This is a genomic window from Uliginosibacterium flavum, from assembly GCF_040566545.1.
In the GTDB taxonomy this organism is placed as follows: domain Bacteria; phylum Pseudomonadota; class Gammaproteobacteria; order Burkholderiales; family Rhodocyclaceae; genus Uliginosibacterium; species Uliginosibacterium flavum.
In genome coordinates this window covers 36,152-52,384 of the sequence record NZ_JBEWZI010000025.1, presented here as the reverse complement: position 1 = coordinate 52,384, position 16,233 = coordinate 36,152, and the positions used below count along the sequence as shown (strand labels likewise).

At 61.7% G+C, this 16,233-nt stretch carries 13 protein-coding genes; 12 read left to right on the top strand and 1 reads right to left on the bottom strand.

Annotated features, from left to right (window positions below; all coding sequences use genetic code 11):
* From ABXR19_RS17555 to ABXR19_RS17525, 7 genes are all read left to right on the top strand, one after another.
* Positions 1 to 962: class I SAM-dependent methyltransferase (locus ABXR19_RS17555; protein WP_354602451.1), on the top strand; the 962-nt coding region annotated here is incomplete at its 5' end.
* Complete coding sequence (locus ABXR19_RS17550; protein ID WP_354602450.1) at positions 959 to 1,579, top strand: LysE family transporter; 621 nt, start codon at positions 959 to 961, stop codon at positions 1,577 to 1,579. The genes ABXR19_RS17555 and ABXR19_RS17550, both read left to right, overlap by 4 nt.
* Position 1,580: 1 nt before the next feature.
* Entirely contained in the window at positions 1,581 to 2,162 is a 582-nt protein-coding gene (locus tag ABXR19_RS17545) for a hypothetical protein (protein WP_354602449.1), read from the top strand.
* Between the two features lie 84 nt (positions 2,163 to 2,246).
* A complete protein-coding gene (locus ABXR19_RS17540; RefSeq protein WP_354602448.1) occupies positions 2,247 to 2,588 on the top strand; it encodes a DUF1840 domain-containing protein in 342 nt (113 codons plus the stop codon).
* Between the two features lie 12 nt (positions 2,589 to 2,600).
* Entirely contained in the window at positions 2,601 to 3,347 is a 747-nt protein-coding gene (locus ABXR19_RS17535; RefSeq protein WP_354602455.1) for a pteridine reductase, read from the top strand.
* Positions 3,348 to 3,533: 186 nt separating this feature from the next.
* Entirely contained in the window at positions 3,534 to 4,181 is a 648-nt protein-coding gene (locus ABXR19_RS17530; protein ID WP_354602447.1) for an MBL fold metallo-hydrolase, read from the top strand.
* Positions 4,182 to 4,352: 171 nt separating this feature from the next.
* On the top strand, positions 4,353 to 5,075 hold the full coding sequence (locus ABXR19_RS17525) for a response regulator transcription factor (protein ID WP_354602446.1): 723 nt from the start codon (positions 4,353 to 4,355) through the stop codon (positions 5,073 to 5,075).
* A 152-nt stretch (positions 5,076 to 5,227) separates the two neighbouring features.
* Here the strand turns inward: ABXR19_RS17525 and mscL are convergent, their stop codons facing one another.
* On the bottom strand, positions 5,228 to 5,656 hold the full coding sequence (mscL, locus tag ABXR19_RS17520) for a large conductance mechanosensitive channel protein MscL (protein ID WP_354602445.1): 429 nt from the start codon (positions 5,654 to 5,656) through the stop codon (positions 5,228 to 5,230).
* A 301-nt stretch (positions 5,657 to 5,957) separates the two neighbouring features.
* On the opposite strand from mscL, the gene ABXR19_RS17515 reads away from it, so the two are divergent.
* The 5 genes from ABXR19_RS17515 to ABXR19_RS17495 all read left to right on the top strand — a co-directional run bounded on the left by ABXR19_RS17515 (position 5,958) and on the right by ABXR19_RS17495 (position 16,049).
* Positions 5,958 to 8,114, top strand: a complete 2,157-nt coding sequence (locus tag ABXR19_RS17515) for an AsmA family protein (protein ID WP_354602444.1) — start codon at positions 5,958 to 5,960, stop codon at positions 8,112 to 8,114.
* Positions 8,111 to 9,355 carry a multifunctional CCA addition/repair protein gene (locus ABXR19_RS17510; RefSeq protein WP_354602443.1) on the top strand — a complete coding sequence of 415 codons (1,245 nt, stop codon included), beginning with the start codon at positions 8,111 to 8,113 and terminating at the stop codon, positions 9,353 to 9,355. Before ABXR19_RS17515 ends, ABXR19_RS17510 begins: the two co-directional genes overlap by 4 nt.
* Before the next feature lie 215 nt (positions 9,356 to 9,570).
* Positions 9,571 to 10,305 (top strand): FKBP-type peptidyl-prolyl cis-trans isomerase, encoded by a 735-nt coding sequence (locus ABXR19_RS17505; protein WP_354602442.1) that lies wholly within the window; start codon positions 9,571 to 9,573, stop codon positions 10,303 to 10,305.
* A 119-nt stretch (positions 10,306 to 10,424) separates the two neighbouring features.
* Positions 10,425 to 15,068 carry a PAS domain-containing sensor histidine kinase gene (locus ABXR19_RS17500; protein WP_354602441.1) on the top strand — a complete coding sequence of 1,548 codons (4,644 nt, stop codon included), beginning with the start codon at positions 10,425 to 10,427 and terminating at the stop codon, positions 15,066 to 15,068.
* A gap of 6 nt (positions 15,069 to 15,074) precedes the next feature.
* Complete coding sequence (locus ABXR19_RS17495; protein ID WP_354602440.1) at positions 15,075 to 16,049, top strand: Gfo/Idh/MocA family protein; 975 nt, start codon at positions 15,075 to 15,077, stop codon at positions 16,047 to 16,049.
* Positions 16,050 to 16,233: the final 184 nt, after the last annotated feature.

Genomic DNA, 16,233 nt, shown 5'->3' with positions numbered 1-16,233 from the left:
GCACTCAGCACTCAGCACTCAGCACTCAGCACTCAGCACTCAGCACTCAGCACTCAGCACTCAGCACTCAGCACTCAAACACCATGCCCGACCTGACCCTCCTCAAGCACCTCGTCTGCGAAGCCTTCTCCCGCACCACGCCGCCGCGCGAGCCGGAGCCATCCATGTTGATGGACGATCCGGCGCAGGTGGCGGCTTTTGCCCGTGCCGGGCGGGAGGATGGAGTGATCGGCCAGATCTATCTGCTTAACAGCGTGCAGCTGTGCGAGCTGATTCGCCCCGGCGATGCGGTGGTCGATCTGGCCTGCGGCCCGGCGACGCAGCTGGCGCAGGTGGCGCGGCTGAATCCGCAGGCGGACTTCCTCGGTGTCGATCTGGCGCCGAGCATGTTGGCCGACGCGCAAACGCATATCGCGACGCTGGGTTTGAGCAATGTGCGCCTCGCTCTGGGTGACATCACGCAACTCACGGCGCTGGCCGACGCTTCCGCGGACGTGGTGATGTCCACGTTCTCATTGCATCACCTGCCCGATGCGGCGGCGCTGGCGCGTTGCTTCGCCGAGGTCCGGCGCATCCTCAAGCCCGGCGGGCGCGTCTATCTGTCGGATTTCGGCCGCCTCAAACGTGCAGCCACGATGCATTTCATGGCTCATCGCAGTGCCGCCGAGCAGGGCGCGTTGTTCACCACCGATTATCACAACTCGCTGCGAGCGGCCTTTGCCGTCGCTGAATTCCGCGCGGCTCTGCCGTTGCTGGGTGCCGGCGTGCGCCTCTACCCCTCGCCGCTGGCGCCCTTCATGGTGATCATCCGTTCAGCCGCGCTGCACCCCGTACCCGCTGCCGCTCACGCCAGTTTGCGCACCCTGTGGCGGGCGCTGCCCGCCGCGCAGCAGGGCGACTTCGAAGAGCTGCGCGACTGCTTCAAAATGAAGTTTCTGGCTATTCCTGCCTTGCACAAATGACCCTCCACACTTGGCTCGCCTTCTTCGTTGCCGCCTGGATCATCAGCCTCTCGCCGGGGCCGGGGGCACTGTCGTGCATGGCTGCCGGGCAACGCCACGGCTACCGCCGCGCGGTATGGAACATCTTCGGTCTGCAATTGGGCGTATTGCTGCTGGTCGGCATCTGTGCCGCCGGGCTGGGGGCGGTGCTGGCCGCTTCGCACACGCTGTTTGCTGCAATCAAATGGGGTGGCGTGGCTTACCTGATCTGGTTGGGCATCCAGCAATGGCGCGCGCCGGCCGTGCCGATGGAGCCGGGCACAGAACACGCACATGACCGTTTCGGCATGCTGCTGCGCGCTTTCCTGATCAATGCCAGCAATCCCAAGGGCATCGTCTTCATGCTCGCCGTGTTGCCGCAGTTCATCGACCCGCTGCAGCCGCAGTGGCCGCAATACGCGATCTGCGCGCTGACCTTGCTGTTCACCGACTCGGTGGTGATGAGCGCCTACACTTTATTGGCCGCTCGTGTCTTGCGCGCCTTGCACGATCCGGCGCACATCCGCTGGCTTAATCGTGGTTTCGGCAGTCTGTTCATTGGCGCCGGTCTGTTGCTGGCGGGATTCCGGAGGAGCTGAAATGAAAGTTCTGGCGCTGATCTTGAGTGTGATCCTGTTCGCAGGCTGCAGCAGCCCGGCGCCGGTCGAGCCGGTCGCCGTCAAGCCCACGCCGGCCCCGACGCCTGCTCCGGACGCCGCGCCCGGCAAGGATCCTGGCGATACCACCGTGAAGACCGAGCTCCCGCGCGGCAAGCCGGGTAGCCTGCTTTCAAAGATAGATCGGGCGCGGCTCTCCGCGCAGGTGCAACAAGCGCCCAAAGCCATCAACATCAAGCAGCGCTGCTCATTCCGCAACGAAACCGGTTACAACGGCTCGACCCTGGTCGAAATCGCCAACAATGAAGTGAAGGCGCTCAGCACCCAGATTGCGGTGCCACTGCACGGCGGCAGTTGCAGCTTCGAAGGTTCGGGTTTCCGTCAGGTCGCGCGCGCACCCTCAATCGAGCTGCGGCACAACGATGGCTGCACTGTGCGCATCTGGACGCAGGGCAAGCAGCTGACCATTTCCTACTCGAAATGCTCGGCCCGCTGCAGCAATCCGGAAGTGTTCAAATACGTCTGGCCGGTACTGATCGATCAGCCTAGCGGGAAGTGCGATTGATTCCATCAGGAACTGAGTGCGTAAGGCTGCACGCAAGTCCAAAACCGGCTATCTTTGCGCCTTCCGGCAATTCAGGGGGTGGCAATGCTGATTACTTTCAAATCCGATGCAGACGGCGACGTCATCATGTTTGGCCAGGTCGGCCAGATGATGCTGGAGACCATCGGTAAGGATCCGGCAGAACCGCGCGGCATCATTACCGTGGCCCAGTTGCCTGACGCCATTGCCAGCCTGCGCGCCGCCATCGAGCAGGACAAGGCCGACAATCCCGACGAGGATGAAAGCGAAGAGGCGGAAGAGGCGCGGCGCGAATCCGGCAAACTGCCCCCTGATCCGGTGATCCGTCTGGCGCAGCGGGCCGCGCCCTTGCTGGCCATGCTGCAGTATTCGGAACAGGCTGGCGTCTATGTGATCTGGGAGTCCTGACGCATCGTGAGCCTGCCCAGTCCTGATTCCCCTGCCATCCTGGTCACCGGTGGCGCCAAGCGCGTTGGCGCCGCCATCGTGCGCGACCTGCATGCGGCTGGTTGCCGCGTGGCGATCCACTGCCACGTCTCGCTGGCGGCAGCTCAGGCACTTTCGGCCGAGCTGAACGCCCTGCGCCCGGATTCAAGCTGCGTGCTGCAGGCGGATTTGCTGGATTGCGCCGCGCTGCCGGCACTGGTCGCAGAGGTGATTGCGCGTTTCGGCCGCCTCGATGGGCTGGTGAATAATGCTTCGAGCTTCTTCCCGACCGCGCTGGGCAGCATCGATGAAGCGGCCTGGCTGGATCTGATCGGCTCCAACCTCAAGGCGCCGCTGTTCCTGACTCAGGCCGCCGCGCCGCATCTGGCCGCCAGCGGCGGGGCGGTGGTGAATATCGTCGACATCCACGCCGACCGTCCGCTCGAAGGCTACCCCGTGTATTCAGTGGCCAAGGCCGGGCTGCAAGGCCTGACCCGCTCGCTGGCGATCGAGCTGGCGCCGCGCGTACGCGTCAACGGCATCGCCCCCGGCGCCATCGAATGGCCCGAGGACGGCCAGTTTTCCGCTGCACAGCGCGCGGGCATCGTCGCCCACACGCCTTTGCAGCGCACCGGCCGGGCTGACGAAATCGCCCACGCCGTGCGCTTCCTGCTGCTTGATGCGAGTTATGTCACCGGCCAGATCCTGGCGGTGGATGGTGGCCGCAGCGCACGTTTGTAACGAAGTCTGAATTGTTTGCGACAGAGAAGAATAAACTTGCAGCATCCCAGCCTGAAGAGCCGCCCCCAGCCTTGCTGTCCGGCATGGCAGGCTGAAGAGGCTTGCCAGGCGCGGCTCTTGCATGCCCTTGCAATTAACTTTCCCTGATTGCCTGAACCCTGAATAGCCCCCGTCACAGGAATTCCCATGGCCCTGCACTACAAGATCATTCCCGTCACCCCGTTCCAGCAGAATTGCAGCCTGATCTGGTGTTCGAAAACCATGCAGGCGGCGGTTGTCGATCCCGGTGGTGATGTGGCGCGCATTCAGGCCGCGATTGCTGCCGAGGGCGTGACGTTGAGCAAGATCCTGCTGACCCACGGCCACCTTGATCACGTCGGCGGCAGCGCCGATCTGGCCAAGGCCGCTGGCGTGAAGATCATCGGGCCGCAGCGCGAAGACGCTTTCTGGATCGATGCGTTGGGCGAGCAGTGCCGCATGTTCGGCTTCCCGCCGGTGCCGCTGTTTCAGCCGGATCAATGGCTGGAAGAGGGTGAGACGGTCAGCGTCGGCGAGGAAGTGCTGGAGGTGATCTATACGCCCGGTCACACGCCTGGCCATATCGTGTTTTACAGCCGCAGCGCACAACTGGCGCTGGTAGGTGACGTGCTGTTCGCCGGCTCGATCGGGCGCACCGATTTTCCGCGCGGCAATCATCAACAACTGATTGATTCGATCCGCCTCAAGCTGTGGCCACTGGGCCGTGACGTAGAATTCATCCCCGGCCACGGGCCGATGTCCACGCTGGGCGAGGAGATCGACAGCAATCCGTTTGTGGCGGGTCGGGCCGGCTAAGAAGCGGTTCATGATCCTGCTGCGAGGCCGCTCAGTTGTGACCGAGGGGGCTCATGCACTGCCCGGAATCCTTGCCTGTCACGACAGCTCGGGCCGGCTAAAGTCCCGACACCAGGATGCCGTGATAGCACTGGTGAAGAATCATAAAATAACAATTTACCGGAGACCGGTATGCGAATCGTCCTGCTGGAAGACAACCTGACCCAATCGACGCTGGTCTGTGCCTGGCTGCGCAACGCCGGCCACGACGTGCACAGTTTCATGCTGACACGCGAGCTGCAACGCTTCTGCAACCGCGAGAGCGTGGATCTGTATCTGCTCGACTGGATGATGCCGGACATCTCCGGCGAAGAATTCCTGCGCTGGTTGCGCAGTGAACGGCGCGATCACACCCCGGCGATTTTCATCACCTCGCGCGATACCGAAGACGATATCGTCACCGGGTTGGCTGCGGGCGCCGACGATTTCATCATCAAACCGGTCAGTCAGCGCGTGCTCATGTCACGTATCGAAGCGGTGCTGCGCCGGAGCAAACCACGCGAAGCAGAAGCCAGCATGGATCTGCCGCCTTATCTGGTCGATCACGCGCAGAAACGCATCCTGCTGCACGGCGAAGTGCTGGATCTGACCGAAAAGGAATTCGACCTAGCCGCCTTCATGTTCCGCAATCTTGGCCGTCTGCTCTCGCGCGGCCATCTGCTCGAAGCCGTGTGGGGGCGCAACCCCGACCTGGCTACCCGCACCGTGGATACCCACATCTCGCGCGTGCGCAGCAAGCTGCATCTGGGGCCGGAAAACGGCTTCCGTCTGCTGCCCACCTACAACTTCGGCTATCGGCTGGAGCGCGTGGAAGCCAGCGAGGCCAGCGAAGCGGAAACGCCGCATGCGGCGTAAAGCTGGGACTGGGGACTGGGAACTCGGGACTGGGAAAAACACAAAGGCCGCATTTGCGGCCTTTTTGCTGGGATTGAACCGGACGACGACTACGTACAGGGCTGCTTTCCAAGTCCCCAGTTCCGAGTTCCCAGTCCCCATTTCCCGCTTTGTTACTTCTTCAACGAATCGCGAATCTCGCGCAGCAGCACCACGTCTTCCGGCGTGACGGGTTCGGCAGCCGGCGCGGCGGGGGCTTCGCGCTTGAGGCGGTTGATCTGTTTGATCATCATGAAGATCACGAAGGCGAGGATCGCGAAATTCAGGGCGATGGTGATGAAGTTGCCGTAGGCCAGCACCGGGATGCCGGCTTTCTTCAGGGTCGCAAGGTTGTTCTCCACGCCCGCCGGGATGCTGCCGAGCACCACGTAAAGATTCGAGAAGTCGATCTTGCCGACCACCGAACCGACCAGCGGCATGATCAGGTCATTGACGACGGAGTCGACGATCTTGCCGAAGGCGCCGCCGATGATTACGCCGACGGCCAGATCGACGACATTGCCCTTGAGTGCAAACTCCTTGAATTCACTGACGAAACTCATGCTGGACTCCCTCTGATTGAATTGTTGTTGAGGCCCGCCGGAAGGTGGGCATGGCCGGCAGTGTCGCGCAAAATCCATGCAGCGGGCAACTGTCCGGATGATTGGATTGGAAGGCGGCACATTACAAAATGCCTTGCCCGCAGAGCCTCGCGGGACGGGCGTGTACAGGCAGGCCTGCTGTAGAGGCTTGTCAGGCGTGGCTCTGCAGGCAGGCCTTGGTTCACTTGTCTTCCGACCTGCGTCAGGCACTCGAAATTCCCCCTAGGGTATGATCGCCGATCCTTCATCCGGAGTAGCCGGCGTGAAAATTCGATTGCCAGTGGTATTGCGTGTGCTGGGCTTTCTTCTGGGCGGCTTCGTCGCCCTGGTGGCGGCCCTGGCTTTCCTGGCGTGGGTCAGCTTTGATGCTGAGCGCACGGCGGGCGGGTTCAGCCAGCATTTCAAGGATCGTTACCAGCGCACGCTGGTGCTCGGGGCTGAGCCGCAGCTGCACATCTGGCCACAGCCGATGCTGGTTTTGCGCAGCGTGAGTCTGTCGGAAGCCGGGCGCAACGAGATTTTCGCGACGGCCGAGGAGCTGCGTCTGGAGCTTGCGCCCCTGCCTTTGCTGCTGCGTCGCCATGAAATCCTCAGCCTCAGCCTGCACAACGTGGATATGCGCCTGAGCCGCGCCCGCACCGGGGACTGGAATCTGGGCAAATTGCTGCAGGCACCGGCGGCAGATGCGCCCGTAACGCCCTGGCAGTCGCGCCTGGAGTCGATCCGGTTGAGCGGGGCAAAGCTGCGCGTTGATGATGGTCGCAATGCGCTGAAATTTGAATGGCGTGATTTTTCGGCCAGCCTTGTCGGGCTGGATGGCAGTGCAGCGGCCCGCTTGAGCGGACAGGGTCAGTGGCTGGATGCGGCCAATGACAACGACTTCCATTTCAAGCTGGGCGGGCGCTATGCACCGGGCGACAGTCTGGCCGCCGGCAGTCTGGAGAATCTGGTTCTGCAGCTGGAAGGTAATGCGCGTGGCTTGCAGGGCGCGAGTGCGCAAATCGACAGCGCGCGTTTGAGCTGGCGTGATTGGGGTGCGCAAGGCCATCTCGATAAACTCGGCATCAAGCTGCAAGGGGCGGCCGGCCAGCAGTCCTTGAATGGGGAGGCCAACGCACCGCGTCTGGGCTGGCAGGACTGGCGCGTGCAGGGCGAGAAGCTGGAGGCGCGCTTGAGCTTGCGTGCCGTCGGTGAGCAAACAGAATTCGAGCTGAATGTGCCGCTGCTCAGCGAAACGGAAAACGGTTTTCGCAGTGATGAGTCAAGCCTGAACTGGCAGGCCAAGGCCGGCAATGAGCATGGCAGCCAGGGCAAGTTCAAGGCCAGGCTGGATGCGGATCTGCGCACGAGTGCCTTACGTCTGAGCACGCTGCGAGGCGAATTTTCCGTACAGCATCCGCGCCTGCACACGCCGGCGGCACGCATGAGCGTCGCCGGGCAGGCGCAATGGCGCGCCAATGGCGGGCTCGAGGCGACGCTGGAAGGGCTGCTGGGCGAAGATCCGCTGAGTGTGCAGGCCCAGTTGCAGCAACTCTGGCCGGTGGCCGGACGCGTCGATTTGAGCAGCAGCCACCTTGATCTTGACCGTCTGTTCGCCGAAGCGCGCCCCGGCGTCAAGCCGCCTTCTCTAAGCCTGCCTGTCTTCAACAAGATCGCGTTGAACGGCAAACTGAACTTCAAGCAGCTGCGTCTGGCTGGCTTGCAGCTGGACACTCTGCAAACGCCGTTCAATATCGACAAAGGAGTGTTCAGCGCCAACGGCTTCAATACCAGTCTGTATGACGGTCAGCTGAGCGGTGATTTCAGCGCGGAGAGTGCGAGTGGGCGCATCAGTCTGCAAGGCGAGTTCAGTAATCTGGGGCTTGAGCGTCTGGCCCTCGACGGTGGCTTGTCGATCCCGTTGAGCGGCCGCCTGAGTGGCACCTACAAAGTGGTCAGTGCTCTCAAGGCAGACGCGTCGCCGCTGGCCGAACTGAACGGTGCAGTGCGCTGGAATCTGGTCAACAGTGCCATTCGCGGCGTTGATCTGGTGCGCAGCCTGCGCGAGTTCCGTCCGGCAATTGTGGCTGGCAAACAATCTGCGCGCCGTCCGGCCGAGGCCGAAACGACCGAACTGGGCAGCATCGGCAGCCGCTTCGTACTGGCCGGCGGCAAACTGCAGACCGATGCCATCCAGAGCCGCAGCAGCTGGCTCGCCCTGGCTGGCAGCGGCAGTGCGGATCTACTCAAGGAAGAGATGGATTTTACTTTGCAGGCCAGCCTGCTGCCGGGCATCAACAGCATGGCCGCCAAGGATCTGGTCGATCTGCGCGCCAAGCCCTTGAGGCTGCGCCTGAAAGGCCCCTTGCTGCGCCCGGATGTGCGTTACGAACCCTCCGCACCTCCTGCCTCCAAGCTGGCAGGTGTGGTGAAAAAATGAACAAAGTCCACTGGCAAACCTGGATCGTCGGCGGGGCGGTGCGCGACCGCCTGCTCGGCTTGCCGGTGCAGGACCGTGACTGGGTCGTCACTGGCGCCACGCCGGAAGATCTGCTGGCCGCCGGTTTCAAGCCCGTGGGCAAGGATTTTCCGGTCTTCCTGCATCCAAAAACCCACGAGGAATACGCCCTGGCGCGCACCGAACGCAAGACGGCGCCCGGCTACAAGGGCTTCGTCTTCCATACCGATGCGGCCGTCACGCTGGAAGAGGATCTGATCCGGCGCGACCTGACCATCAATGCCATTGCTCAGGCTGAAGATGGCACATTGACCGATCCGTACGGTGGCCAGCGTGACGTAGCGGATCGCGTCTTCCGCCACGTCAGCCCGGCCTTTGCCGAAGATCCCGTACGCATCCTGCGTGTGGCCCGCTTCGCCGCGCGTTTTGGCGATTTCACTCTGGCCCCGGAAACCCTGGAGCTGATGCGCGCGATGGTCGAGGCCGGCGAAGTCGATCATCTGGTGCCCGAGCGTGTGTGGCAGGAGCTGGCGCGTGGCCTGATGTACGCCAAACCTTCGCGCATGATCGAAGTGCTGCGCGCGTGCGGCGCACTGGCGCGCATCCTGCCCGAGCTGGATGCGCTTTTCGGCGTACCGCAGCCCGAAAAATATCATCCGGAAATCGACGCCGGGATTCATCAGTTGCTGGTCATAGATCAGGCGGCGGCGCGCAATCAGCCACTCGTCGTACGTTGGGCCGCCTTGATGCATGATCTGGGCAAGGGCGTCACACCGTCGGAAAACTGGCCGCATCACTACGGCCACGAAGCGCTGGGCGTGCCGCTGGTCGAAGCGGCCTGCGCGCGTCTCAAAGTGCCGGTGGATTGCCGCGAACTGGCCGTGCTGACCGCACGCGAGCACGGCAACATCCACAAAATCGACGAGATGCGCGCCGATACAATTACCAGAATATTTGAACGCTGCGATGCGCTACGCCGGCCGGAACGCTTCGCCGGCTTGCTCGCAGCCAGCGCCTGCGATTTCCACGGCCGCCCTGGTTACGAAACCCGCGAAGACACGCACACGCCGCTGTGGCAAGCCCTGCTCGCCGCCTTTACCAGTGTCGATGCCGGGGCGATTGCCAGCGCGCTGAGCGACAAACGCCAGATCCCCGAACGCCTGCACCAGGCCCGCGTGGCGGCGGTCGGTGTGGCGCTCAATGCTTTGCGCCCGCTTGCGTAGCTCATAACCATCCCGAAGAGCCTTGCCCATACTGCCTTTGCCGCACCCCTGCCCGAAGAAGATTGTCGGGCGCGGCTCTACAAGCATGCCCGCTCATCACTCAGTCCTCATTGCTCAGTACTCTGCCGCAGGCAGCAAGCTGGCAAATCCCGTATCCTCCTGCTTTCCGCCAAAACTCCAGGCGCGGAATACTCGCTCACCTCAAAGGAAAATCGATGAAGAAATTCGCTTTTGTGCTGGCCGCAGCCCTGATCGTGCCGGCTGTTTACGCTGCCGACATGACCGAAGACCAGAAGACTTTTTACGCACTCGGCACCGTGCTGGGTCAGCAGGTCACCAGCTCTTTCAACGCTACGCCTGCCGAACTTGAGATGATCAAGAAGGGCATGAGCGACGTCGTAGGGGGCAACAAGCCAGCTGTGGAAATCGACACTTACGGCCCGAAGATCCAGGTGCTGGCACAGTCGCGCCGTGCGGTGATCATGGAAAAAGCCAATGCAGCCGGCAAGGAATTCACGGACAAAGCGGCCAAGGAAAGCGGCGCGGTGAAGACCGAATCCGGCCTGATTTACCTTTCTCTCAAGGAAGGTTCTGGCGCCAGCCCGACCGCGACTGACATCGTCAAGGTGAACTATCGTGGCACGTTCATCGACGGCAAGGAATTCGACAGCTCCTACAAACGCGGTGAGCCGGCTGAATTCCCGCTCAATGGCGTGATCAAGTGCTGGACCGAAGGCGTCGCCAAGATGAAGGTGGGCGGCAAGGCCAAGCTGACCTGCCCGGCCGCAATTGCTTATGGTGAAAACGGTGGCGGCCCGATCCCGCCGAATTCAACCCTGAGTTTCGAGGTCGAGCTGCTGTCGGTGACCAAGCCGGCCGCCAAGCCGCAAGCCAAGGCCGCAGCCAAACCGGCCGCCAAGGCTCCAGCCAAAGACGCGGCCAAGCAGTAAGCTGCATTTGTGCATCAAAAAGCCGCCTGCGGGCGGCTTTTTGACGTCTGTTTGCTTGAGCCCGGAGCAATGCGCGGTAAGCTTCGGGCAGAAAACTCAGCTCGGAAGCGGACACGACAATGCAGCGGTTTGCGTGGCAGGGAATCACGATAGCGGGGCTGCTGCTGGCGCTCGCCAGTCATTTTTCGGGTTTTGAGCCGGCATGGGCACTTGTCGCCAGCGGAGCGCTCAGCAGTTTCGTGCTGTGGCGGCAGAATCGGGCGCTGCAAGCCCGGCTTCAGACCCGCCCGGAAGCGCCCGGCGATCTTGCCCGCGCACATGCATTCGTGCAAAGCCTGATCGACGTGATTCCGCACCCGGTCTATGTGCGCGATGCCCAAGGGTGCTACCTGCTGGCCAACAGCGCTTATGCCAAAGCGCTGGATACGCCGGTTGCTGAAATCATCGGGCGCACGCCTACCGAAGTGCGCAGGGAAACCGAGCACACAGCCGCCATGCTGGCCGAGGACCGCGAGGTTCTGGCCGGCAGCGTGGTGTTCAAGGAGGTTATCAATCACCACGTCTGGCGCGGTGAAACCCGCCATTTGCTGATCACCAAAGGCGCTTGTCTTGATGCTCACGGCACGCCCGTGGTGGTGGGCACCTATTTCGATGTCACCCACTGGCGTCAAACCGAGTCGGCGCTGCAAGAAGCGCTTGAGCGTGAAGTGCTGCGGCGCGAGCGCACGCAGCAATATGTGCAACGCCTGATCAATGTGATTCCGCAGCCGGTTTACGTGAAGGATGCGCAGAGCCACTATTTGCTGGTCAATGACGCGTTCTGCACGGAGCGCCGGCGTTCGCGCGAAGATTTGATGGGCCAGAATTCCTATGCTTTGGCCGCTGACCAGAATCTGTCAGGCCGGATTGCCGACGAAGATCTGCGTGTGCTGGCCGGCGAAACAATCAGCAAGGAAGAGTGCCTGCCGCACATGTACACCGGCGAGGAACGCTTCCGCCTGATCACCAAGGGATCCTGCCTGGATGCCGATGGCTTGCCAGTGATTGTTGGCGCCAATTTCGATGTCACGCCCTGGCGTCAGGCCGAGCGCAAGGTGCAGCAGGCGCTGGAGCAGCAATCGCGGCTGACGGACTTCCTGCAGCTGATTTTTGACGTGCTGCCCAATCCAGTGCTGATCAAGGATGAAAATCTGCGTTACGTGATGGTGAATCAGGCCGCCACAGAGCTGATTGGCCGGCCGCGCGAAGAGATCACCAGCCTGAGGCTGAACGATGTGCTGGAAGGCGCGATAGCTGAGCCGCTTGAGGCTGATGAACGCGCCCATTTCGAGCAGGCCGACGGTATTCTGCATCACGGCGAGAGCATCATTTTTGGTCTGGATCGTGAACCTCAGCACTTCATCAGTCACAAAATCGTTGGCCGGAATGTCGATAATCAACGCGTATTGATCGTCTCGCTCACGGATGTCACAGGCATTCGCCGTGTCGAAGCCGATCTGCAGGCCGCGCTGGTGCGTGAAGTGCTGCGCCGCGAACGCACCCAGGAGTTTGTCCAGCGTCTGATCGACGTGATTCCTGAGCCGGTATATGTGAAAGATGCTGGCAGTCGTTACCTGATGGTGAATGATGCTTTTGCCCGCGATTTCAATGTATCCAAGGCGCAGATCCCCGGCATGGATTCGCTGGTGAGAATTGGCGAGAACGATCCCGAGGCCGCGGTCAGCGTGCGCGCTGAAGATCTTGAGGTGCTGGCCGGCAAGCTGGTGCGCAAGGAAGAACATCGTCCCTATCTGCTGACCGGCGAAGAGCGTCATCGCATCATTTCCAAAGCCGCTTGCCTGAATGCCGAAGGCGAGCCGGTGATCGTTGTTGCCAGCTTCGATGTGACGCGCTGGCATCAGGCCGAGCAAAAATTCAAGGACGCACTTGAGCGCGAAACGGAGTTGCGTGAGCGCACCCAAGCCTACATCCAGCGCCTGATCGACGTGATTCCGCACCCGGTGTTCGTCAAGGATGCGGACAGCCGATTCCTGATGGCCAACCAGTCAATGGCGGACTATTACGGCTGCAGCGTCCCGGAGCTGATCGGCAAGACTTCGTTTAAGAGTGAAGCGCCACATTCTGCGGTGGTACTGAACGTGAGCAAGGAGGATCAAGCGGTCATCCGGGATGGTCTGATTATCAGCAAGGAAGAGCGCACCTTGCATAAACAGACCGGCGAATGGCGTGACCGGCTGTTTGCCAAGGGCCCTTGCATTGACCCTTCAGGCCGGACGGTGTTGGTCGGCACTCACATCGACATCACCACCTTGCGCAACGCGGAACGCGAATTGCAGGCCGCCCTGCAACGCGAGGTGGAGCGTCGCGAGCGCACCCAGGACTTCATTCAGCGCCTGATCGATCTGATTCCGCAGCCGGTTGCCGTCAAGGATGCGCAGAGTCGTTACCTGATGATCAATACCGCCCAGGCACGCGAGATGGGGCACGCCAAGGAGGAAATTGTCGGTCTGCGTTCCTGGGAATGGATCGCCCAGAGTCATCCCGAGGTAAGTGCCAGCGTGTCGGCTGAAGATGCTGCCGTACTGGCCGGCGAGGTGGTGTACAAGGAGGAGCATCAGCCCAATCCGGTGACGGGTGAAGAGCGTCATCGCATCATTTCCAAAGGTTGTTGTCTGAATGCCGATGGCGAACCGGTGATCGTGGTGGCCAATTTCAATGTCACCCGCTGGTATCAGGCCGAGCGCGAGCTGACCGAGGCGCTGGAGCGCGAGCAGCACAGCCACGTACGCACCTTGCAGTACATCCAGCGTCTGATTGATGTGATTCCTTACCCGGTTTATGTGAAGGATGCGAGCAGCCACTTCCTGCTGGTGAATGAAGCTTTCGCCAGCGAACGGCATCTCGAAAAAGTCGATTTGCCGGGGCGTGACTCAGTCACTCTGCAAATCAGTGGCGAGGAGGTGATGCGCCTGACCAGCGAAGAAGACGCGCGGGTGCTGGCAGGTGAGGTGATCCTCAAGGAGGAGTACAAGCCCAATCCGGTGAGCGGCGGCGAGCGCTTCCGCGTCGTCTCCAAAGCCAGTTGCGAGGACGCCACCGGCCAGAATGTGATTGTCGTGTCCACCTTCGATGTGACGCGCTGGCGTCTGGCCGAGCGCGAATTGGCCGCTGCCCTGCAGCGTGAAACCGAGCGCAGCGAACGCATCCAGCAATACGTGCAGCGCTTGATCGACGTCATTCCCCAGCCGGTCTACGTGAAAGATGCAGTGGGCCATTACGTACTGATCAACGAAGCTTTTGCCAACCAACGCCAACAGGATCGTAAGGAAATCATCGGTCAAACCGCCATGGAACTGGCGCCCGATCCACAGACCGCACGCTCGGTGACAGAAGAGGATCAGCGCGTACTGTCCGGCGAGAACGTGCTGAAAGAAGATCACACCATCATTTCCTCGACCGGCGCGGAAAGCTATCGCATCGTGACCAAGGGACGCTGCCTGAACAGCGATGGAGAGCCGGTCATCGTCGGCGCCAATTTCGATGTGACGCGCTGGCGCCTGGCCGAGCGCGAACTGGCCGCTACCCTGCAGCGCGAAACCAATCGCAGCGAACGCATCAAGCAATACGTGCAGCGCCTGATCGATGTGATTCCGCAGCCGGTATATGTGAAGGATGCCAATAGCCGCTACCTGATCGTCAACCAGGCCTTCGTCGCCGACCGTGGCAAGTCGCGTGAAGAGCTGGTCGGCAGTCTGTCGTCCCTGACGCCCCACATGCAGAAGTTGGTGTTCGCGGAAGATGAATCGGCCCTGCAGGGCAACCACATTCTCAAGGAAGAGTTCCGTCCGCACCCGGTGACTGGTCAGCCACGCTACCGGGTGATAGCCAAGGGCAGCTGCCTGGACGACGAAGGCAATGCTGTCATCGTCGGGGCAAATTTTGACGTCACTCCCTGGCGCCTGGCGGAAGCACGCCTGTTCATCGCCAAGGAAGCTGCCGAGCGCGCCAATGCAGCCAAGTCCCTGTTCCTCACCAATATGTCGCACGAGTTGCGCACACCCATGCACGGCATTCTGAGTTTCGCCCGCATCGGTCAGCAGCGCGCTCCGCAAAGCGGCGATGCGCGCATGATCGGTTACTTTGATCGCATCGTGACCAGCGCGGAGCGTCTTATGAGCCTGCTCGATGATTTGCTGGATCTGGCCAAACTCGAAGCAGGGCGCATGGAGATCAAGCTGCTGATGCTGGACGTGGCGGCCATTGCGCACGACGCCTTTAACGAGTTCGAAGCCCTTGCCGCCCAACAGAACCTGCAAGTTCGCCTCTCTCACGAGGAGCCTACGCACGCCTGTGCCGACGCCAAACTGCTCGCCATGGTGCTGCGCAATCTGCTCTCGAACGCCATCAAATTCTCGCCGGAGGGCAGTGAAATCAGTTTGAGCGTGCAGCCCGGAGTCATCGATCTGGATGGCGGCATAAGCACGCCACTGGCTGCGGTAGAGGTTATCGTTGCCGACCGGGGGCCGGGTATCCCGGAGGAAGAGCTGGAGGCCGTTTTCGACAAATTTGTCCAGAGCAGCAAGACGCGCAGCAATGCGGGCGGCACGGGTCTGGGGCTGGCCATTTGCCGCGAAGTCGCCAGTGCTCACAAAGGTCAGATCTTTGCGCGCAATCGTAGCGGTGGCGGCGCAGAATTCGTGTTGCGCATCCCGGTGGATATCTCCGTTCTCAAGGACGACAACAATATGACCAGAGAGGTTTGAATCAGAATGAATGAAATCCGTTGGGGCATCCTCGGTTGCGGGGAAGTGACCGAAGTCAAAAGTGGCCCCGCCTTCCAGAAGGCCGAGGGCTCGCGTCTGGTCGCGGTTATGCGCCGCAATCCCGAGTTGGCAGCCGACTACGCCAGACGCCATGGCGTGCCGCGCTGGTATGACAACGCACAGGCCTTGATCGACGATCCCGAAGTCGATGCGGTCTACGTCGCCACCCCTCCGGGCGCACACCTGCCACTGGCGCTGCTCTGCGCCGCCGCCGGCAAACCCTGCTACGTCGAAAAACCGATGGCCCTGAACCATGCCGAAAGCCTGCGCATGTTGCAGGCCTTCGCGCAGCGCCAGCTGCCGCTGTTCAGCGCCTATTACCGCCGCGCCATGCCGCGCTTCCAGAAAATTCGCGAACTGCTGCTGAGCGATGCCATCGGAGCCGTGCGCTACGTGAATCTGCAATTACACCAACCGCCAGCGCCGGAGGATCTTGACCCGGCCAGCCAGCCCTGGCGCGTCGATCCGGCCATCTCGGGCGGTGGACGCTTCGTGGACATGGGCTCACACCAGCTCGATTTCCTCGACTATCTGTTCGGCCCCATCACCGAAGTGCACGGCGTGGCGACCAGTCACAGCGCCGCGCTTGCGACAGAAGATACGGTCAGCGCCAGCTTCCGCTTTGCCGGCGGGGTGCTGGGTAGCGGCGCCTGGTGCTTCGCGGCCGGCGACAAGCTGGATCGCTGCGAGATCGTCGGCGCCAGCGGACGTATCGTCTTCTCCACCTTCGACGACGCGCCCGTCAGCCTGATCACTGCAGCCGGTGAAGAACACTTTCACATTGCCAATCCGGCCCACGTGCAACAGCCACTGATTCAGAGCGTGGTCGATGCCTTGCTGGGACGCGGCGAGTGCCCGAGCAGCGGCGAAAGCGCCGCGCGCACGGATGCCGTGATCGACCGGATTCTGGGACGAGGCTGATTTGTGGAATGCCTGCAGAGCCGCGCCTGTATTGCATCTGCAGCCTTCCATCCTGAAGATGACCGTCTGGATTGCCTCTACGCGACATCTACCTGAAGAAGCTTGTCGGGCGCGGCGCTACAAGCAGGCCCGTAGGAGCTAGCGCAGCTGGCGATTTGCCAGCGTGGATCGCCAGCTGCGCTAG